Source organism: Martinezella tropici, assembly GCF_008370325.1.
In the GTDB taxonomy this organism is placed as follows: domain Bacteria; phylum Pseudomonadota; class Alphaproteobacteria; order Rhizobiales; family Rhizobiaceae; genus Rhizobium; species Rhizobium tropici_B.
This window is the reverse complement of sequence record NZ_VNIP01000006.1, coordinates 191,090-210,909: the sequence shown is the minus strand read 5'-3', so window position 1 is coordinate 210,909 and position 19,820 is coordinate 191,090. Positions and strand designations below refer to the sequence as shown.

The 19,820-nt window shown below is 59.5% G+C and carries 17 protein-coding genes and 2 pseudogenes; 5 read left to right on the top strand and 14 right to left on the bottom strand.

Annotation, left to right across the window (positions count from 1 at the left end):
- Positions 1-54: 54 nt before the first annotated feature.
- The 3 genes from FP026_RS09375 to FP026_RS09365 all read right to left on the bottom strand — a co-directional run bounded on the left by FP026_RS09375 (position 55) and on the right by FP026_RS09365 (position 2,994).
- Positions 55-936 carry an NAD(P)-dependent oxidoreductase gene (locus FP026_RS09375; protein ID WP_149634359.1) on the bottom strand — a complete coding sequence of 294 codons (882 nt, stop codon included), beginning with the start codon at positions 934-936 and terminating at the stop codon, positions 55-57.
- Positions 937-1,066: 130 nt separating this feature from the next.
- Positions 1,067-2,506, bottom strand: coding sequence for a pyruvate kinase (gene pyk / locus FP026_RS09370; protein WP_149634358.1), 1,440 nt, complete (start codon positions 2,504-2,506; stop codon positions 1,067-1,069).
- Complete coding sequence (locus FP026_RS09365; protein WP_149634357.1) at positions 2,506-2,994, bottom strand: DUF1036 domain-containing protein; 489 nt, start codon at positions 2,992-2,994, stop codon at positions 2,506-2,508. The genes pyk and FP026_RS09365 overlap by 1 nt, the downstream gene beginning before the upstream one ends.
- A gap of 203 nt (positions 2,995-3,197) precedes the next feature.
- Between FP026_RS09365 and FP026_RS09360 the strand changes: the two genes are divergently transcribed.
- The 3 genes from FP026_RS09360 (at position 3,198) to FP026_RS09350 (ending at position 4,749) form a co-directional block, all read left to right on the top strand.
- The gene (locus FP026_RS09360) at positions 3,198-3,992 is read left to right on the top strand and encodes an N-formylglutamate amidohydrolase (RefSeq protein ID WP_149634356.1); all 795 of its coding nucleotides are present in this window, start codon (positions 3,198-3,200) and stop codon (positions 3,990-3,992) included.
- A 28-nt stretch (positions 3,993-4,020) separates the two neighbouring features.
- A complete protein-coding gene (locus FP026_RS09355) occupies positions 4,021-4,326 on the top strand; it encodes a DUF1244 domain-containing protein (protein WP_149634355.1) in 306 nt (101 codons plus the stop codon).
- A gap of 171 nt (positions 4,327-4,497) precedes the next feature.
- Positions 4,498-4,749 (top strand): DUF2312 domain-containing protein, encoded by a 252-nt coding sequence (locus tag FP026_RS09350; protein WP_015341059.1) that lies wholly within the window; start codon positions 4,498-4,500, stop codon positions 4,747-4,749.
- Between the two features lie 35 nt (positions 4,750-4,784).
- Here the strand turns inward: FP026_RS09350 and FP026_RS09345 are convergent, their stop codons facing one another.
- From FP026_RS09345 to FP026_RS09325, 5 genes are all read right to left on the bottom strand, one after another.
- Positions 4,785-6,779, bottom strand: a complete 1,995-nt coding sequence (locus FP026_RS09345; protein ID WP_149634354.1) for an ATP-binding protein — start codon at positions 6,777-6,779, stop codon at positions 4,785-4,787.
- A gap of 152 nt (positions 6,780-6,931) precedes the next feature.
- A complete protein-coding gene (locus FP026_RS09340; RefSeq protein WP_149634353.1) occupies positions 6,932-7,984 on the bottom strand; it encodes an NAD(P)H-dependent flavin oxidoreductase in 1,053 nt (350 codons plus the stop codon).
- 13 nt (positions 7,985-7,997) lie between these two features.
- Positions 7,998-8,189 carry a hypothetical protein gene (locus FP026_RS09335; protein ID WP_149634352.1) on the bottom strand — a complete coding sequence of 64 codons (192 nt, stop codon included), beginning with the start codon at positions 8,187-8,189 and terminating at the stop codon, positions 7,998-8,000.
- Positions 8,190-8,290: 101 nt separating this feature from the next.
- Positions 8,291-9,388: a branched-chain amino acid aminotransferase gene (locus tag FP026_RS09330; RefSeq protein WP_149634351.1), complete on the bottom strand. Its 1,098-nt coding sequence runs from the start codon at positions 9,386-9,388 to the stop codon at positions 8,291-8,293.
- Between the two features lie 180 nt (positions 9,389-9,568).
- Positions 9,569-10,831, bottom strand: a complete 1,263-nt coding sequence (locus tag FP026_RS09325; RefSeq protein WP_149634350.1) for a flavin monoamine oxidase family protein — start codon at positions 10,829-10,831, stop codon at positions 9,569-9,571.
- Positions 10,832-11,163: 332 nt separating this feature from the next.
- Here FP026_RS09325 and FP026_RS09320 point away from each other — a divergent pair, with 332 nt between their 5' ends.
- A complete protein-coding gene (locus tag FP026_RS09320) occupies positions 11,164-11,433 on the top strand; it encodes a hypothetical protein (RefSeq protein WP_149634349.1) in 270 nt (89 codons plus the stop codon).
- 25 nt (positions 11,434-11,458) lie between these two features.
- On the opposite strand, the gene FP026_RS09315 is transcribed toward FP026_RS09320, so the two are convergent.
- The 6 genes and pseudogenes from FP026_RS09315 to FP026_RS09295 all read right to left on the bottom strand — a co-directional run.
- Positions 11,459-12,160 (bottom strand): polysaccharide deacetylase family protein, encoded by a 702-nt coding sequence (locus FP026_RS09315; RefSeq protein ID WP_149634348.1) that lies wholly within the window; start codon positions 12,158-12,160, stop codon positions 11,459-11,461.
- Positions 12,161-12,171: 11 nt separating this feature from the next.
- Positions 12,172-13,014: a glycosyltransferase family 25 protein gene (locus FP026_RS09310; RefSeq protein WP_149634347.1), complete on the bottom strand. Its 843-nt coding sequence runs from the start codon at positions 13,012-13,014 to the stop codon at positions 12,172-12,174.
- Positions 13,015-13,133: 119 nt separating this feature from the next.
- Positions 13,134-13,751, bottom strand: a complete 618-nt coding sequence (locus FP026_RS09305; RefSeq protein ID WP_149634346.1) for a hypothetical protein — start codon at positions 13,749-13,751, stop codon at positions 13,134-13,136.
- Between the two features lie 216 nt (positions 13,752-13,967).
- Positions 13,968-15,920, bottom strand: a complete 1,953-nt coding sequence (locus FP026_RS09300; protein WP_149634345.1) for a DUF882 domain-containing protein — start codon at positions 15,918-15,920, stop codon at positions 13,968-13,970.
- A 175-nt stretch (positions 15,921-16,095) separates the two neighbouring features.
- Positions 16,096-16,308, bottom strand: a pseudogene (locus FP026_RS30945) (helix-turn-helix domain-containing protein); the annotation flags it as partial.
- A gap of 116 nt (positions 16,309-16,424) precedes the next feature.
- A pseudogene (locus FP026_RS09295) lies at positions 16,425-17,676 on the bottom strand (sigma-54-dependent transcriptional regulator); the annotation flags it as partial.
- 220 nt (positions 17,677-17,896) lie between these two features.
- Here FP026_RS09295 and FP026_RS09290 point away from each other — a divergent pair.
- On the top strand, positions 17,897-19,741 hold the full coding sequence (locus FP026_RS09290) for a M3 family oligoendopeptidase (RefSeq protein ID WP_149634343.1): 1,845 nt from the start codon (positions 17,897-17,899) through the stop codon (positions 19,739-19,741).
- Positions 19,742-19,820: the final 79 nt, after the last annotated feature.

Here is a 19,820-nt window from a genome sequence, read left to right as displayed (position 1 = left end):
AGAGGGGGGCGCACACTCTCCACACACTCGATCGGCGATGAATGAGCCCCTGATTTACCCCACCAATCCCGCATCCTTCGCAGCCAGCGCCCCGATTGCCGACCAGTCCAGCTCCTCACCACCATGGGCAAGCAAAGTCAGGAACCGGTCGCGCAGCAGGCTCGCCAATGGCAGCGGCACATTGAGCGCCTCGCCGGCAGCAAGCGCCAGCCTGATATCCTTCTGGCCGAGCGGTGCGGTGAAACCGGCTGGTTGGAACTTGCGGTCCGCGATCAGCCCGCCATAGGTCTTGTAGACAGGCGCATTGAAGAGTGTCGATGTCAGCAAATCGAGATAGGCGTGCCGGTCGACGCCACCCTTCTCGACCAGCGCCATGGCCTCGCCCAGCGACTCGATGACGGCGGCGATGAGGAAATTGCCGCTGAGCTTGACGAGGTTGGCGGCCTTCGGTTCCTCGCCAAGTACGAAAGTCCGCTGACCGATCGCGTCGAAGAGCGGCGTGACCGACTGGATCGCATCTGGCGCACCGGCTGCAGCAATGAAGAGCTTTGCCGCAGCGGCGGCTTCCGGTCGACCGAAGACGGGTGCTGCCACGAAGCGCTGGCCCGCCGCGGCGTGCTCTTTGGTGAGCCTTTCGGACATCGCTACGCTGATCGTGCTTGCGGAGATATGGACAGCACCCTTGCCGAGGCTCTTGAGAACGCCGCCATCGCCGTGAACGACGGCCGACAGCGCATCGTCATGGGCAAGCATGGTGAAGACGGCCTCGCCGCCGCAGGCGTCCGCCACGCTCGCGGCAACCTTAGCACCTTCGCCGGCCAAAGCTTCGGCCTTGCCCCGCGAACGGTTGTAGACCGTCACCTCATGCCCGGCCTTGACGAGATTGATGGCCATGGCGCTGCCCATCTGACCCAATCCGATAAATCCGACTTTCATTGGCATATCTCCTTCTCAATCCGCCTGCTCGGGGGTGATCGCAGGCGCTTCGGCTACAAGAAAAAACCCGCCGTCTTTCGACAGCGGGCTTCGGATGTTTCAGGGTGCTGCCGTAACTGGATGTCGGCAATCACACGCCGGACTGGCCATCCGAACCGATATAGGCAATGCGCAGCATATTGGTGGCGCCCGGCGTACCGAGCGGCACGCCTGCCGAAATGATGATGCGGTCGCCCGGCTTGCCGAAGCCTTCCTCGGCAACGATGCGGCAGGCATTGTTGACCATGTCGTCAAGGTCGGTCGCATCATGCGTGACCACACAGTGCATGCCCCAGACGACGGAAAGGCGACGCGCCGTCTGAATGATCGGCGACAATGCCAGGATCGGAACCTGCGGACGCTCGCGCGAGGTGCGCAGGCCGGTCGTACCCGACGAAGTGTAGCAGACGATGGCCGCGAGCTTCAGCGTTTCGGCGATCTGGCGTGCAGCGAGCGAAATCGCATCGGCACCGGTCGCTTCCGGAAGCGCACGCTGGGCATAGATGATGCCCGGATAATGCGGCTCGCGCTCGATCGTGCCGGCGATCGAGGCCATCATGGAAACGGCTTCGATCGGATAGTCGCCAGAGGCGGATTCTGCCGAGAGCATGACGGCATCGGCGCCTTCGAAGACGGCGGTTGCCACGTCGGACACTTCGGCGCGCGTCGGGACCGGTGCGGAGATCATCGATTCCAGCATCTGCGTGGCGACGACCACCGGCTTGCCGGAACGACGGCAGGCGCGGATCAGCTGCTTCTGAATGCCGGGAACGGCTTCCAGCGGCATTTCCACGCCGAGGTCGCCACGCGCCACCATCAGTGCGTCCGAAAGCTCGATGATTTCCTCGATGCGCTCGACGGCCTGCGGCTTTTCGATCTTGGACATCAGGCCGACGCGGCCGTGGGAGATCTTGCGGACTTCCGTCAGGTCTTCCGGACGCTGGATGAAGGAGAGCGCCACCCAGTCGACTTCGTTGGTGGCGAGAACGGCATCGAGATCGGTGCGGTCCTTGTCGGTCAGCGCGCCGACGCCAAGGAGCGTGTCGGGCAGGCTGACGCCCTTGCGGTCCGAAATCTTCGTGCCCGAGATGACTGTGGTGACGATGCTCTTGCCATCGCACTTGTCGGCCCGCAGCGCCAGCTTGCCATCGTCGATCAGCAGGCGGTGGCCGGGCTGAACCGATTCCAGGATTTCCGGATGTGGCAGGAACACGCGCGTGTTGTCGCCGGGCGTATCCTGATTGTCGAGCGTAAACGTCTGGCCGGGCTTGAGATCGACCTTGCCTTCCGCAAACTTGCCGACGCGCAGCTTGGGACCCTGCAAGTCGGCGAGAATGCCGATCGGACGGCCACAGCGGGCTTCGACGGCACGGATACGCTGGATCAGCATGCGCATCACATCATGGCTGGCATGGCTCATGTTGATACGGAACAGATCGGCCCCGGCCTCATGGAGCTTCTGAATCATTTCCTCCGAAGAGGATGCCGGACCGAGCGTTGCGAGGATTTTGACTTTGCGGTTTCGTCTCATCAATTCTGGCTTTCCTGGCTGCCCGAGGTATCGGAGAGCTGAACCATCCAGCTTGCCTGACGCCCCGTGTCGTATTCCTTGAATCCCATCTTTTGGTAGCCACGAGCGTAGCAATCCTTCACACCTGGGATTTTGAATTCATTTTCCGCCACGCACATTTCGACGTCGCCCGTCCAGCGGCCGCCGCGAGCCGCATCTTCTGCGTAGAGATAATAATAGCGGGATTGAAGCGGCCCCTCGATCAGCGTCGCGCAGGTGGTCGCCGGAACCTGCCACCATCCCTCCGTCACCCAGCCGTCCTTCGCACGATAGCCGATCGCGACACCAACGAGATTCTGCGTACCGTTGCAAACGCGGAAATCGGCATGAGCCGCACTTGGCATGAAGAAGAACGGCGCTGCCGCGGCGAGAATGAGGAAGGCGATTCGGGCGAGCGGACCTGACCGCTTAACGAAACGTGGCGCGACTTGGCTGGACACGGCTTCCAATTGGCTCCCGGTTATTCGTTGTTCGTCTTCTTGCGCTGCCATCCCATGAATGTCAACGCAACTCTAATCGATTATATTTTCTTCGCGGTATGGTGACGGCGCCCCGCGCCGCTCCTCATCCGATCGAAGCTGCAAACCTTGCACCTTCCATCCGCACATGCAATCAAACAAAGAGTTGAAAATTTCGATAACCGACAATCCGCATGACCGACTTCAGACCATTCGAAATCATATCCGGCAATCGTGACAAAGGCATGGTCATTCTCGGCGATCACGCCATGCGGCATCTGCCCGAGCGCTATGGCAGCCTCGGCCTGCCGGAAGCCGCCTTCTCCCGCCATATTGCCTATGATATCGGCATCGAAAGCCTGTGCCGCCGTCTCTGCGCGAGGTTGGGCGTGCCCGGCGTACTGGGCGGTTTTTCCCGCCTGCTGATCGATCCGAACCGCGGCGAGGACGACCCGACCCTGATCATGAAGATCTCGGACGGGGCAATCATCCCAGGCAATCACCCGATCACGAATGAAGAGTGGAACTACCGCATCGAGGCCTTCCATCGGCCCTATCATCAAGCCGTCGACGAGACGATTTCCGCAGTGGCCGAGGCGACGGGCAAGGCACCCCTGATATTCTCCCTGCACTCCTTCACGCCGGCATGGAAGGGCGTTCCTCGGCCCTGGCACGCAAGCGTGCTCTGGGATAGCGACGATCGCGCTGTCGCACCGCTGCTTGCAAAGCTCGGTGCCGATACCAATCTCGTCATTGGTGACAATGAGCCGTATGACGGCGCCCTGCGCAACGACACCATGTTCCGCCATTGCATGATGAAAGGCATTCCACACGCGCTGCTGGAGGTCCGGCAGGATCTGATAAGCGATGAAGCCGGCATTGCCGAATGGGCCGACCGGCTAACGCCGATTTTTGCCGAGATCAATGCCGATCCGGCCCTGCACGACTATAAACGCTATGCTTCGCGCACCGGTCCTTACGAGGCATGACGCCGCGAGCGAACCGAGGAGAATAGAGATGACCACGCTCACCAAGGAACAAGAGACCGAGCTCGAGGCCGCCGCCTTCCGCCGTCTCGTGGCGCACCTGCGCGAACGCGGCGATGTTCAAAACATCGACCTGATGAACCTTGCCGGCTTCTGCCGCAACTGCCTCTCCAACTGGTATCGTGAAGCGGCCGAAGAGGCAGGCCTGCCGGTCAGCAAGGACGAGTCGCGCGAGATGATCTACGGCATGCCCTATGAGGATTGGAAAAACCTGCACCAGAAAGAAGCCTCGCCTGTGCAAAAAGCCGCTTTCGAGCAGAACAAGCCAAAAGATTAACCCTCCCTTCACCAATCCGGCTTGACCTTGCGCGCCATTCGCGGCACGTCAACTGCCCGATCGAATTCGAAATACCGCGCAGGCCCTGAAGCGATGTACCGTATCGGTGATCCACCGATCCTAGTTGCGACCGGCCGCAGGTGATCCTTTGAGACCCTTTAGGAGAAGTGCATGGAAGAGAACAGCGTCGAGAACGTGGCCGCGGCGGAACTGCGTCAATTCATCGAGCGGATTGAGCGCCTGGAAGAAGAAAAAGCCGCGATCGGCAGCGACATCAAGGACGTGATGGGCGAAGCCAAAGGCCGCGGTTACGACACCAAGGCGATCCGCACGATCATCCGCCTTCGTAAGAAGGACGCGAATGAACGTCTGGAAGAGGAATCCATCCTGCAGACCTATATGGCCGCGCTCGGCATGGAATAAGGTTTAGTAGGCGGAATGAAAGCGCAAGATCGCCTTCATTCCGCCGCTTGTGTCGCCGTTACGGCCGTTGTTTCACTCAGAGCTTTCCGAACCTCTTCAGGTAAAAGACCAAGCTTTTGAAAAAAGCTCTGATTTCGTAATTCGGCATCTCTGAATACTTTTTTGTAACTTAACACTCTCAACGAGGCACGGTGAGTGGGTGAGAAACCATAATAGCCTAAGCCGTCAGGCGTTGGGTTCTGGGCGAGACTTCGCTTGAAGCGCTTTCTCGCGCCTTCGGTCAGATCGCATAAGATAATGCATTCGAACGGAGTGTCTTCGCCAATTTCCGAAACAACCTCTCCCTGTTGATCCCTGACGGTTTTACTCCGCAGCTTTTCGACATACTCAAGGACTTGGTCTACCGGATCGCTTGATGGTTGCTCGTCACCGGGTCGCTTAAATTCGACCACCACAACAGGATCGTTTGTTCCGTCGCGCCTAAACCCATACGGGTTTAGGAAAATGAGATCGGGCTCTTTGCGCTCGCCGTCCACTCCGAATGCCGACATTGCTTTGTCCGAGGCGAAGAAGCTATAATACGAAAGTAAATCATCAACGAGCCAAAGGTTATGGTCATCATAGTCCTTGGTGCTCAGCATTTTTCCCATGGGACAGATGATCTCGTGGAGCGTCTTCTCCCAGTGGTAGGATTTCTTTTCCTCATCCGAGTATCGAAGAAGCGATCTGGCAAGTTGAATAATCTGGTGCCGCTTTATTGTGTATTCAGCAAGCCGCCGCTTTGCGTCATCGCTTACCTTTTGGACGAGCTTATCAATTTGATCTTGCCGGGTTTCCCCTGCCGTATCGTCGGCCGCTATTGAGATGATATCAGCCTTGACCTTCTTTTCGTGTCGATAAAGTACAGTGAAAAGGCTCTTCCCGATATCCTCATCGGACATTCCCGGCGTCAATTTTTCAACATATCCGTCGATATCGTCAACTGAGACAGCTAATTGTGGGTGTTCTTGGAGAAGATCGACAACAAATCTTTTTTGGCCTTTCCGCAGTGTTTTAATGTGAGGTTCCAAGAATGCCTCTGCCGCTTCGAGTGCTGCTCCATGTATTGCATCTAACTCCGCCTGCGACGCTTTGAAGGAAGTCCGCTCCTGGTCGACGTTATCATCTAGAAATTTTCCACGCACAACGCACACGTAAGCTTTGCCGTTTTCCAGTCCGCTCAATGCAAATTTTTGATCAATTTCAATGGTATCAACTACTCGCCCTTGGGCAGCCAAGAGGATAGCGTTCGAGAACCCCTGCGAGATGTTTTTCTCCGCATAAACGTGCGTTATTTCCAGCTCGCCGATTGCATTAAATTCGAGCGCGACCTTTTGGTCGGCCTGTTTCGCGACGCGCTCGGCCAGATAAGCACCTATGTCACGTTGTGACGACCCGATCTGAGCAACCAATCTCGGCATGCCACCCGCGATAAACATTGGAAAGAAATGATGGCAGAGTTGGCGAGTCAGGGAGCCTTTCCCAATGGCCGCATTCTGATCCGGCCTTATCGCTCCCAGCACAATGCTAGTACCCACGTCTTCAACTTTGCCCGGATGGTGCTCGATGCCCACCAGTGATTCATTAAGTCTTGGGTCAAAGCGAAAACGAACCTCTTCGCACTTGTCAAGACCAACCTCATAAGTACTACGGACTTGAATATCTTGGAACACCTTCGCCCAGATCAGTCGACCAACGCCGCGCCCTCCAATGGCCCGTTTTTCGCGCGTATCGCAGGTCTCGAAAGATGCCAGATGCTTCTGATTCAATCCAACGCCATTGTCCGAAACCGCAATGTGCCTGAGATTCTTCTCCTTGTCGAAATCTATACTAACCGTGATTACCCCACGCTTGGCGAATTCCGCCACCCCGAAGCGTTCCTCAATCGCATGAACGGCGTTACTGACAGCTTCATAAATCGAATATGAAAGTCCAGTTCGGTTAGAAGGCACACGCAAATTATCGATGCGCCCATCAATATCGAATCTCATGTTACCCCTCAGTAGTAATTCAATGAGAAGCTAAAGCAATTTTAAGTTTTAATTCAACCAGATTCTTCGGCGAAATCCAAGTGGCCGAGTGCATCGATAGATGCGTTTTCGCAATTTGAAGAAAAACGGAAGATCTGGAACCTGGTACCGCCTCAATCTTCGAAGAGACGCTTGATCAGCGCAGCAGCACTGCCTTGCCAGAGTTCACCCCTGCCGGTTCCCGACCAGAGGGACAGGAAATCCGGTGAGCCCTTCGCCGTCGATGCGCCGCGCATATCCCGCGTGAATTTGTTTTGCGCCGGAAAAGAGAGAATGGCGTCCGGCTCGCCATCCATCTCATCCATGAAACGATTTTCGATGCCGCGTGCAAATCGGCCCGAAAAAGCGCGTGTCGTCCGCGTCCTGCGTTCGGAGGTTTCGAGAAGCTTGCCGCGATAGGGGGTCGAAGTTCCGGCCTCCGCGCAGGCAAGGAAGGCCGTGCCCATCTGGACCGCCTGCGCGCCCGCTTGCAGCACCGAGCGAATATCGCCTGAGGTCATGATACCGCCGGCTGCGATCAGCGGCACGCGAATGGTGCCGACGCATTGCGCCAGGAGATCGCGCACCCCGATTTCCGGATCCGCTGCCGCAGCATCGAAAATGCCGCGATGGCCGCCCGCTTCGAAGCCCTGCAGCACGATTGCATCCACACCGCTGTCTTCCAGCGTCCTCGCCTCCTCGAGCGTCGTCGCGGTGCCGATAAGCGGGATACCAGCCTTTTTCGCCTCGCGGACGTGATCGGCGGAGAGCAGACCGAAGACGAAGCTGAAGCATGCTGGCTTGACGCGCAACACGGCGTCGAATTGCGCGTCGAAATCCTCCTCATAGGGAGCCTCGAGCTGCGGTGAAGGCAGTTCCAGTTCCTGTCGATACTGAGCGGTCGCTGCCACCGCGTGCTCAAACCGATCGGCCGCAACCTCAGGAATCGAATGCGGAATGAAGAGATTGATCGAAAACGGCCGTTCGGTTCGCTGGCGCACCTGATCCGCGAAAGCCTCGATAGCAGCGGCATTGGAATAGGCCGCTCCCATGGCGCCGAGCGCTCCTGCCGCCGAAGCAGCCGCAACGAGCTCCACCGACGACGGACCGCCGGCCATCGGCGCGACGATCAACGGGTGCTTCAAATCGAGTTGGCGAAAGAGATTGCCGTCAGTAGGGGCAGACACGTCCGGCTTCCTTTCAGGAATGTCCGTTCAGGTATCCATGCAGCATAGGTGCCGCGCCGCAGCTTCCCAAGCGAAACCTTGTGGAAACCCGCACTTCCATCAGCTTCGTTTGAGCGCCGCGGTGCGAACCTCGATGACTGCAACCATCGACAAAACCGATCTCCTCGCCCAGCTCATCGCCGGGACGTTCGCTGACCTTGGTCATCACAACAACTCCGATGGTTCGGGTGACTATCCGATCTCTTGTGTCAGAGCCGGCGGGAGAGCTCATATGCCTTTCCCGCCGGGTATCGGTTCATGGTCCGCCTAGAACAGGCGGTCCAGCCACTCATTCTTATCCGGCGCCCGGCCGAACTGAATATCGGTCAGCGCTGCCTTCAGGCGCTGTGTCGTCGCGCCGGCATTGCCATCGCCGATGGTGAAGCTGTGTTTGCGGCCCTTCACCTTGCCGATCGGCGTCACGACAGCCGCCGTGCCGCAAGCGAAGGATTCGCGCAGGCGGCCGCTCTCGGCATCGGCCTGCCACTGCTCGATCGAATAGGGCTCTTCGCGGACTGTCAGGCCCATGTCGCGCCCAAGCTTGATCAGCGAATCGCGCGTGATGCCCGGCAGGATCGTGCCGGTCAGCGGCGGCGTCTGCAAAGATCCATCGTCGAAGACGAAGAAGACATTCATGCCGCCAAGTTCCTCGATCCAGCGCTTTTCGACGGCATCGAGGAAAACCACCTGATCGCAGCCTTCGCGCTGACCTTCGGCCAATGCGGCAAGGCTTGCCGCATAATTGCCGCCGCACTTGGCCGCACCCGTGCCGCCAGGAGCCGCGCGGGTGAAATTCTCGGAGACCCAGAGCGTGACGGCCGATCCGCCGCCCTTGAAAAAGGAGGCGACGGGGGAAGCAACGACGCAATAGAGGTAATCGGCCGACGGCTTCGTGCCGAGCGCAACTTCCGTACCGATCAGGAACGGCCGGAGATAGAGCGACGAACCTTCCGCGGTTGGGATCCATTCACGCTCGATCTTGACCAGCTCGCGAACGGACTCGACAAAGAGCTCTTCCGGCAGGCGCGGCATCGCCAGCCGCTCGGCCGAATTCTGGAACCGCCGTGCGTTGGCGCTCGGACGGAAGAGGGCCGCCCCGCCATCCGGCAGGTGGTAGGCCTTCATGCCTTCGAAGATTTCCTGCGCATAATGGAGAACTACGGTCGCCGGATCGAGAGGCAGCGCCTTGCGCGCCTCGATCTTGGCGCTGTGCCAGCCGCGGTCCTGCGAATAGTGGATCGTCGCCATATGATCGGTGAAGATGCGACCGAAACCCGGATTTTGCAGCAGCGCTTCGCGCTCGCTGGCCGTTGCAGGATTCGGATTTTTCTCGATGGCGAAGGTTAACGTGTCGCCGTTGCTCATGGCTCCTCCAATGCTTCTTTTATCGCGGCTTTCGCCGCCCATCTCCCGAAGGATGGTTTAAATCAAATCGGGTGGTATTTGATTGCGTTTACGCCTGTTCCTGCGCAAGTTTAAGTGTGATTTTCAGAAATTTATGAGGCAAATCGCGATTTCCGGGGCGCGCATCTTATCAGCTTCCCGTCACAGCACTTTCGCAACGGCTTCGGCGGCGGCGGCCCCAGTCTCATAGGCACCATGCGCCGTCGAATATCGCGCCCTTGAACAGGCTTCCCCAGCAAAGAACAACCGATCGTCCCGGGCGGCAACCAATACCCCGCGAAGATCGGACGCACCGGGCGTCGCGTAGGAATAGGACCCACCGACGAAGGGCTCACCCGCCCAGGCGGACATAATGAGGGGCGACAGTGTTGCGCCGACATCCGAACCGAAGACGCGCTTCAGCTGTTCCACCGAAAAAGCAAACATCGCCTCCATGCCTTGCCGCTCCAGATCAAGCGCAAGATCACCGGCAAAATAGGCTTCGATGACAGGCGCGCCGAACGGCCTCAGCTGATAGGCGCCTGTCCGGCGGCTGTGCTGCGATCCCATGACATGCGTATCGGCAGGAAACATATCCGCTTCGGCGATGCGGATGAAAAGCTTGTTTGCCAGGCCGAGCGGCAACCGCGACGCCGCCTCGATCTTCTCCGGCAAAGGCGGCCAGAAGGCAATGCGTTCGGCCGCCAGGACGTTGGTGGAGACCGTGACGATAACGGCCTTTGCCCGCAGCTCGCCCTTGCTCGTGGAAAGCACGATATGGCCGGCACTACTATGGTCGATACGACTGACCTCGACGCCAAGGACGGTCGGCACCGGCAGGCCATAGGTCGCAACCAGCGTTCCGTAGCCTTGCCGGACCCGCCAATCCGGGCCAGGACCTGGATCATAGCGGCCGAGATCGATCACCGATGACTTGTCGAGCTCTCCTCCGGTCATGAACGCCCCGACGGCATGGATCCGTTCACTCCATGGATCGTCGGGCGCCACCAGGGTCGAAAGATCCTCATCGTCCTCGCCTTCATAGGCATAGGCCCGTTCGAAAAATCCGTTCACGGCCGCGCCCGCAGCCTTTACCGCGGGATCATCTTGCTCGAGCCGATGCCCGCCGTCGCTCCAGGGCGCGGGCGTGCGATCGACGGTCAGGCCGACCTCTTCGGCAATCGCAGTCCAGGCATTGGTGCGCGCGCCATGCAGCCAGCCGCAGCCGAGATCGAGCGCGGTTCCATCCGCACCGAACGGATGGATCGTGCGCGCGCGACCGCCGACGCGATCAGAGGCTTCCAGCAATAGGATGGAAAGATCCGGACGAAGCCGCTGCAATTGGCGGGCAGCGCCCACACCCGCAGCTCCGGCACCGATCACGGCAACGTCGATCTCGCCGCCTTTCCAAGACTCGATGGGCATTCCAATTCCTCTGCGCGCAAGCATCGGAGAGCGATCCGACCGCGCACGACGATAGACGATGGGAGGCCCACCAATCCGCCAGCGCGGGCCTCATTCTTCATCTGTAGCTGACCTCGGCACGGCATGTAAACGGGCACGCGACCCCGTACCAAATTGCCGCATTGAGCTGAAACGGCGAATGTCGTACGTGCTTCATCCAGACAGACAATGGAGAGAGATCGTGCACAAGCGGGTCTTCGCAACAAGGCAATGGCTGGTGGGCATTCCATGCGCCGTCACGCTGATGTGCCTCGGCCCCCAATCTGCCTGGACGCCTGGTTTTGGAGGCAACGATGCCGACACAGCTCAATAAGGCGGCAGCCGGCCGCCGCGCCGCGTTCAAGTCTGGCCGGCAGACGCCGATGTTCACGAAAGAATGGTCCATTCCGGCGATTCTCACCGTCTTTCTGTTCGGTGTCTGCGGCCTGATCGCCTATTTCACATGGACCCTCATGCCGCCGGCGACGCCGGTGAGAAACCATGTCGGCAGCCCCATCACGCTCAGCGACCATAATGGTCAGCCCACCGCGGAGCACGCTCCCGCACCGAAAAAGCAGCCATAACCGGTGCCGAACTGGCGGCAGCCCGCTACCCGAGGATACATTTCTTGACGAAATGCATCCAGCTGTCGTTGCGCCGGATGGTCGCCCGCGGCAAACCGAACGGGTCGTCGGCCGGCCGCGCCCGGCCGCGCCGGGTCGTCGTCGCCGCACTATAGCCTGCCTCATAGGTCAATACGCGATCAAGCGGCGTTTCGGCGCCATAGGGGAAACAGAAGGACGAGACGCCCTCGTCGAGCAGGTCTTCAAGCAGCTCGCGCGAATGCGTGATCTGGCGCCGCGCCTCTTCCATCGGCAATCGCGGGAGGCGCACATGATCGAGCGTGTGCGATCCTACCTCGTGCCCCAGGCTATGCCAGTGGCGCAACTGTTCGACCGACATGCAGGGCGCATGCGCCACGCCGATGGGCTTATCCCAGACATTGCTGCCGCCGATCTGGTTCACCACCACGAAATTCGTGGCCGTGAAGCCGAACTCCTGCAACACGGGCAATGCATTCTCATAGACATTGGCATAGCTATCGTCGAAGGTGATGGCGGCGACCTTGCCGGTCTTTTCACCCCGGATGTAGGGCATTGCCTCACGCAGCGTCATGCCCTGAATGCCAAGCCTTTTCAGCCACTCCATCTGGCGATGGAAGGCTTCGGGATGAACGACCATGCTTCTGTACGGCGCCTTGCGCGACGGCGGCACCGCAATCTGATGATAAGCGAGGATTGGAACGGTCATGATATGGCGTCTCAGATGAAGCGACGCGAACGAAGGGCTATTTTCGCGCGATAGAGTGGCCGCAACACCTCCCTGGAAAGCCGCTCCGCCAACGTCTTGTCGCCTTTGATGGTGCTGCCGCCGAGCTGCGGAGAAATTTCGCGCACACCGCCCGGCAGGACCGCCAGCGGAGATATGCGAGTCAGCCAGCTCATCTGCACGGTCGTATCCACGGGCCGATCGAAAACCGATGTCGCCTCCAGCAGGCGGATGGCCGCATCGCGGCTGATGAGCTGGGCCACCATGCCGAGACCGATCCGGATCGGCTGGATGACGTTGGTCCCGCCCTCGGAGAGAACGCACTTGCCATGCTCCTTGCCCATGCGGAATGGAAAACGAATGAACGAGCCCGGCTTCAGGCAAGCTTTGGCTGCGGCAAAGGCAGCCCGGAATGCATCATCGATCTCGACGTCATCCTCGAAGACGAGACCGGCATCGATACCCTGCTCGACAATGGCGGCCCATGTCTTGCGGTGCGACAGGAAACAGGCGACTTCGCCGATACTCATTTCGAAGGGATAATACGGCTTCTGCAGTCGGCGGCGATAGACGCGCTCGATTTCGCCATCCGTCAGCCTGCGCCCGTCGACCGCCTCGATGACCTCGCTTGGCACCGGCAGTCTGGCCGCAAGCCGCTCGACCTGGGGCATGCGGTCGCGGGCGCGCTCCAGATGAATGATGAAGCCGCGGATGACGGGCTGTTTGGCTTCTTCCAGTCTGGCGCCGACGGGATTGGGCCCATGATCGAACTCGAATCCCGTATGAGATCTTTCGAGCGGCATCGCCGAAGACGGGTTGAATTCGTAGGTTTGCATTGAGAATACCTCGGTCAATTTCGCGAGGCTCTAGCAACCGTGAATGAAAGCGGGCTTAGGCAAACCTGAGCCGAAACTGAAAACGGTTGTTTTCAATCGGCCTGACAACTGAAGGAAGGTTAGACGAGCAGGCTGATGCGCCCGCTCGCCATCTTGTCGTCGACCCAGCGGCGCTCATCCAGCCAGGCATGACGCTTCCATCCCTCCCAGCTGAAGCCGCACAGCTTGACGTCCCACACGTCGGCGGGCAAACGCGACAGAACATAGCGGATCCCGAAAAAGCCGGTGCTTGGAAAGAGTTGGCGCATTCGGCATTCGCTCACACCAAGCTCCGCACAGCCTTCAATATAGAATTGCGGCGGCATGATGCGGATCTCCTTGCCAGCAGCGCCGACGAGTTCGATCGTCCGCATCGTCCAGTCGCTTCGCCTGCCTTTCAGGTGCGAAAGGAAATTGGGCTTGGGGTGATATTTGCTGATGATGACGGGATGGTAGGCAAGCACAACCTCCTTTGCGGCCTTGAAGGTGGCGCTGGTCAAGAAGGCCGGATCCGTCAGCCGGCGTTGCATCGGCTTGCTGGAGGCTGCGAGCATGAGAATATCGGTGCGCGATCCGCTCATGCCGATCGACGCCTTCGGCTCGTTGAAGCGCATCGTGAAATCCGCTCTGTCCACGATCTCAGAGAGATCGCGCGGCAGCTTGCCATTACCGATGATGATTGCCGTCTTTCGGTTCAAACGTGGATATCCAGCCTTGCAAAGACTGCCGCCCTAATCCGGCTGAATGAAGCGACGCTGAATGAAGCGTGAAGCCGAGATGAATAAAAGCTGACTTGAACCTGAAAGCGGATGCGGTGTCACCAGCGAGCAACAGCACTGCATCTCAGCTACACCCGCCATATGCAAAGGGAGCCAAAGCGGCTCCCCCGGAACTGCACAGAGCAGGAATTTAGCCTATTCGACCGAATTGAACTTCTTCACCTGGAGGAAATTCACGGCGGAACCGCTGAAACGTTCCGGATCGATCGACGCTGTCTGCATCTTGAAGCCATCCGTGTAGACGGCGGTCGGCTGGGCACGCAGCGTCGGGCTGACGAAACGCGGCGCCTTGACCGGGCGATTGACGATCTCGACGCGGGCCTTTGCGATCGCCCACTGCGAAATCATCTTCTCCGTCAGGGTCGGTGCGGTCGTGACGGTAGCGCGGCCGGCATCGGCCTCTACCGCGTCCTGCCTGCTCGGCCGCGAGCCCTTGGTCGCAATGCCGGCGGCAATCGGACGTTCCTGCGGGGTCACCGTATCGAAGCTGTCATTGAAACGACGGCTGCTGGCTTTGACCTCGTTGCGGATCGGCGCGAGCGCCGCCACCTGCATCGGCATCTGCTGCGCGGGCCTCTGCTGCGGCAAGACCGAAGCGATAGCCTGGGCGGCACCGTTCCCGCCCGCGGCTCCGTCATTGACCGGCGTAATCTGATCTTTCGACGCAACATCGTTAAGCGGCGGCACTACCGCTGCATTCGCATCGGATCGATCAGGCCGGCTTTGTTCGAGGGCGGCGACGACCGAGGGCGAAAGCGCGGCGACATCGGCCTGATCGTCGAGCGCTTCCTGATCCGCGTCAGTGGATGCCAAAAGGTTTTCAGCGATTTCGGGGCGTTGTGCCGGCACGGGTACGGAAGCGACCTGGCCCTTCATGTCAGCCTCGGCCGAAGCCAGCTCGGCATCGCCAGGCGCACGCCGATCGAGCAAGGCCGGAACGGGTACGTGATAGGAGCGAAGATCGGCATATTGCGGCTGATCGTCCGTGTTCGGCATTGCAGCGGCAAGCGCGTCCTGCGCGGCATTACGCGACGGCGAGACAAGCGCGGACGCAACATCGCTGCCGGCAGGCTGATTGCCGAAGGCGGGGCGAACCTGCGGAACGGGCGCGTTTACGCTTGCAACCTGAACCTGGGCCGGAGTTTGGACGGGAGCGGCACTATCGTCACCATCGTCGCTCGCGGCCGGAGCCGGCTGACCCTTACGTGTAGCCGAAGCGACGGCCACCGGCGCTGCCGCCGTGCCGCTTTCTGCATTGTCCTCTTCCTCATCCGCACCGCCGCCGCCAAACAGGCGGGCAAAAAAGCCACGACGCGGCGACGAGGAGCTGGCGATCTGGATATCGTCGGACGACACTCGGCGCTTGTAATCGGCGACCGCCTGCTGGTAACCCGGCAGCGGCCGGCCGTCGGCGGGAATATGCATCGTCTTGCCATCCGGGAAGAGGCGGACGAGATCCTGGCGATCCATGCGCGGCCAGGCGCGCACGCCGCCGACGTCCATATGGACGAAAGGCGAACCCGAGGTCGGATAATAGCCGACGCCGCCCACCTGCAGCTTCATGCCGATTTCGCGCAGCTTGGAAAGCTTCACGTCCGGAAGGTAGAAATCCATCGCGTTGCCGAGCATGTGCTGGCTCTTCTTCGCAACGCCTGTATGGGCATTGCGCGTACGCAGCATCTCATTGGTGCCCGGCGAACGGAAACCGCAGATCACATAGATGAATTCGTGCGAACCGCTTTCGCGGTAGGCTTCCCAGATCAGATCGAACAGCCGCGGATTCATCTTGGTCGGCTGATTCTTGCGCCAGTCGCGCAGGATGCGGTTCAGCTTCTCCAGGCCGTCCGGATCGAACTTGCCATTGCGCTTGTAGGTGATGACGGCCTTTTCGCCGGTGTGGACGTAATAGATCTTGAGGCTGCGGGTTTCACCGCCGGCCTGCGAGGGAGTGCCGACGAAAACAGGGGTGGAAACGGCCAAAGCAAGGAGGCCAACGGCTGCAACCTTGGCCACCTTGCGAAATAAGTCCGAGCACGCAGAATGCCAGCTCAAGCTTTTAGGCTTGGTATTTCCACTCAAATTCGGCAATTCGATCCCCGTCCGACAGACAATGTCGCATCGTGTTCCAAATGGCTGTCAATTGCGGTGACACGATGGCAAAAATGCCACACATGGTCGCCCTCTTCATACATGGTGAACGATGCACTAACAAGTGCTTTACGACGGGTAACAAAATATGCTTGCCTAAACGTTAAATCACCATTCACGCGGCGTTTTTTTGCGGGTCATCCGGGTCTATGCCATAGTCTTTCAACTTCCGATAGAGAGTTGAGCGACCGATTCCGAGCTTTCTCGCCACTTGACTCATCTGCCCACGATAGAATTTCAAGGCAAATCGGATGAGCTCTTCCTCGACATCCGCCAGTTTTCTGACATCGCCCGATGTATTGGTGCTGACGATGACATTGTCGGAAGCGCTCTCGGAAGCATCGCCGCCCGAAAGAGAAGAGGTTGCAGCCGCACCCTGAAGAAGGGGGCGTGCGGCCCGTTCCACTCTCTCGGTTGCAATGGCAGCCGCCGCGTGCGCATGCGAGTTATCCACAACTAAGGTCGGGTGCTCTGCGGCGAAATAGCCCGGCAACTGCGCGGCGATTTGCGGGAAATCGCTATCGAGCAACTCCGGTCCTTCAGACAGGACGACCGCGCGGAAGATCGCGTTTTCGAGCTGGCGGATATTGCCCGGCCAGTCATAGGCCGTCAGCAGCGCAAGGGCGTCGTTGCTGATCCCCAGCGGATGATCGAGCTTCTGCTCCAGCGCGAACCGGTCTACGAAGGCGCGTGCCAGATGCGGAATATCTTCCTTGCGGCGGCGCAATGCCGGCATGGTGATCGGGAAGACGTTGAGGCGATAGTAAAGGTCCTCGCGGAACCGCCCCGCCTTGACCTCTTCGATCAGATCCTTGTTGGTCGCTGAGATCAGCCGGACATTGACCTTCTGCGCAACGCGCGCGCCGACGGTCTCGATTTCACCCTGCTGGACGGCGCGCAGCAGCTTGACCTGGACATCAAGCGGCAGGTCGCCGATCTCGTCGAGGAATAGCGTGCCGCCATCGGCTTCCATGAACTTGCCGACATGGCGCTCCGCAGCACCGGTAAAGGCGCCCTTCTCGTGGCCGAAAAGGATGCTTTCGACCAGATTGTGCGGAATGGCGCCGCAGTTGACCGTTACGAACGGCTTGCCGGCACGGTCGCTGGCGGCCTGGATGGCGCGCGCGACCAGCTCCTTGCCGACGCCGGATTCGCCTTCCAGCACGACGGGAATATTCGATTGCGCCGCGCGATGGGCAAGGTCGATCACCCGCATCATCGCCGGGCTTGCCGAGACGATGTCGTCGAAGGTGATGCTGCTTGAGCGCGACTTGCGCCCGGCACGGGCTTTCGCCTCGCGCTGGTCGAGCTTCAACGCGTTAGCGATCGATGCCGCGATGCGCTCGGGCGATACCGGCTTGACGACGAAATCGAAGGCGCCGGCCCGCATGGCCTGCACCACGGTGTCGATGCCGCCCTGCCCCGTCTGAACGATCACGGGCAGATCGATGCCCATATCGTTCAGAGCGCCCAGGAACTCGATGCCATTCATTTCCGGCATCATGAGATCGAGCACGACCACATTGATCTGATCGCTGCTGCGCTTCAAAACTTCGAGGCCGAGACGGCCATTTTCTGCCAAATGGGCGACGTGTCCGTGTCGCTCGATGGCATTCTTCAGCAGACGGCGTTGAATCGGATCATCCTCAACAACGAGAATCTGCGCGCCCCCCTTGGCGCTATTGTAAAAGGTCATTGGTGCCTCACTTCATGCGAAACCTGAAGCGAACACTCGCAGAAAGGCTTGAACATGAAGTTTTGCCAAATCATCGCATTTTAATCATTATGACGAATGTAATATCGCTTATGTTTCAAGCGCCAATGCTGGGAAATCAGGCCTTGCAGCATGCTTTTCAGCCGATTAGACACGAACGGACCGGACGTTCCCAAAAATAAAAGCAGAGGAAATATCGCCCATGAGCCCGACCTCGCTCCATCAATCCCTTAACTTTTCCGCAAGCCAGGCCGCCGGCCAGGCGCTTGGCGACCTGCCAGCCTGGAAGCTTAGCGATCTCTATCCGTCCGCAACCTCGCAGGCCTTCCTCGATGACATGGAAAAGGCCGGCAAGATGGCCGCTGCCTTCGAGGAAAAGTGGAAGGGAAAGCTTACCGATGCCGCCGCCAAATCGGGTGACACCGGTATCGGCGCGGCCCTCAAGGAATATGAGGCGCTTGACGACGTCATGGGCCGTCTCGGCTCGTTCGCCGGGCTTACCTATTTCTCCAATACGATCGATCCAAACAACGGCAAGCTTTATGGCGACGTCCAGGCAAAGCTCACGGACTATTCCTCTCATCTTTTGTTCTTCCCGCTGGAGCTGAACCGCATCGACGATGCGGTCATGGACGCCTGCATGGCGAACGATCCCGCCGCCGGCCACTATCGCCCGTGGATCGTCGACCTGCGCAAGGACAAGCCGCACCAGCTCGACGACAGGCTGGAGCAGCTGTTCCTGGAAAAATCCATCACGAGTGCCGCCGCCTTCAACCGGCTGTTCGACGAGACGATGGCTGAGCTGCGCTTCGAGATCGACGGCGAGAAGCAGCCGCTGGAAGTCGCCTTGAATATGCTGCAGGAGCAGGACCCGGAGGTGCGCCGCAAGGCCGCCACGGCGCTTGCCGAAACCTTCAAGGCCAATCTGCGCACCTTCACGCTGATTACGAATACGCTCGCCAAGGACAAGGAAATCGCCGACCGCTGGCGCGGCTTCGAGGATATCGCCGACAGCAGGCATCTGGCCAACCGTGTCGAGCGCGAGGTGGTGGATGCGCTGGCGGCCGCCGTGCGCGAGGCCTATCCGCGCCTCTCGCACCGCTATTACAAGATGAAAGCCAGGTGGCTCGGCATGGACCAGATGAATTTCTGGGACCGCAACGCGCCCCTTCCGGAAACGCCCAATGCGCTGATCCCCTGGAACGAGGCGAAAGACACGGTACTATCGGCTTACGGCAACTTCGCCCCGGAAATGGCCGCCATTGCCAAGCGCTTCTTCGATGAGGAATGGATCGATGCGCCGGTTCGCCCAGGCAAGGCGCCGGGCGCTTTTGCACATCCGACCGTGCCGTCGGCCCACCCTTACGTTCTCGTCAACTATATGGGTAAGCCGCGCGATGTCATGACGCTCGCGCACGAGCTGGGCCATGGCGTGCATCAGGTGCTGGCCGGCGGCCAGGGCGCGCTGATGTGTCAGACGCCGCTGACGCTGGCCGAAACCGCCTCCGTCTTCGGCGAGATGCTGACCTTCCGCGCGCTCCTCGACAAGACCACCGACAAGCGCGAACGCAAGGCAATGCTCGCCCAGAAGGTCGAGGACATGATCAATACGGTCGTGCGCCAGATCGCCTTCTACGAATTCGAGCGCAAGGTGCACACCGCCCGCAAGAATGGCGAGCTGACATCGGACAATATCGGCGAGCTATGGCTCTCCGTACAGGCGGAGAGCCTTGGACCTGCGATCAAGATTTCCGAGGGCTACGAGACCTATTGGGCCTATATCCCCCATTTCATCCACTCGCCCTTCTACGTCTATGCCTATGCCTTCGGTGATTGCCTCGTGAACTCGCTCTATGCGGTCTATCGCAATGCCGAAAAGGGTTTCCAGGACAAGTATTTCGAACTGCTGAAGGCCGGCGGCACCAAGCACCACTCCGAACTCCTGAAGCCTTTCGGCCTCGACGCGACCGATCCGTCGTTCTGGAGCAAGGGACTGTCGATGATCGAAGGGCTGATCGACGAGCTGGAAGCGCTAGATAAGAACTGAAATTCCGCCTGCTGACAGCAGCAGGCCAGGCACCTTCGCCATTGCCGCAGCTTCGCGCGTGGCCCCTCACCCCAACCCT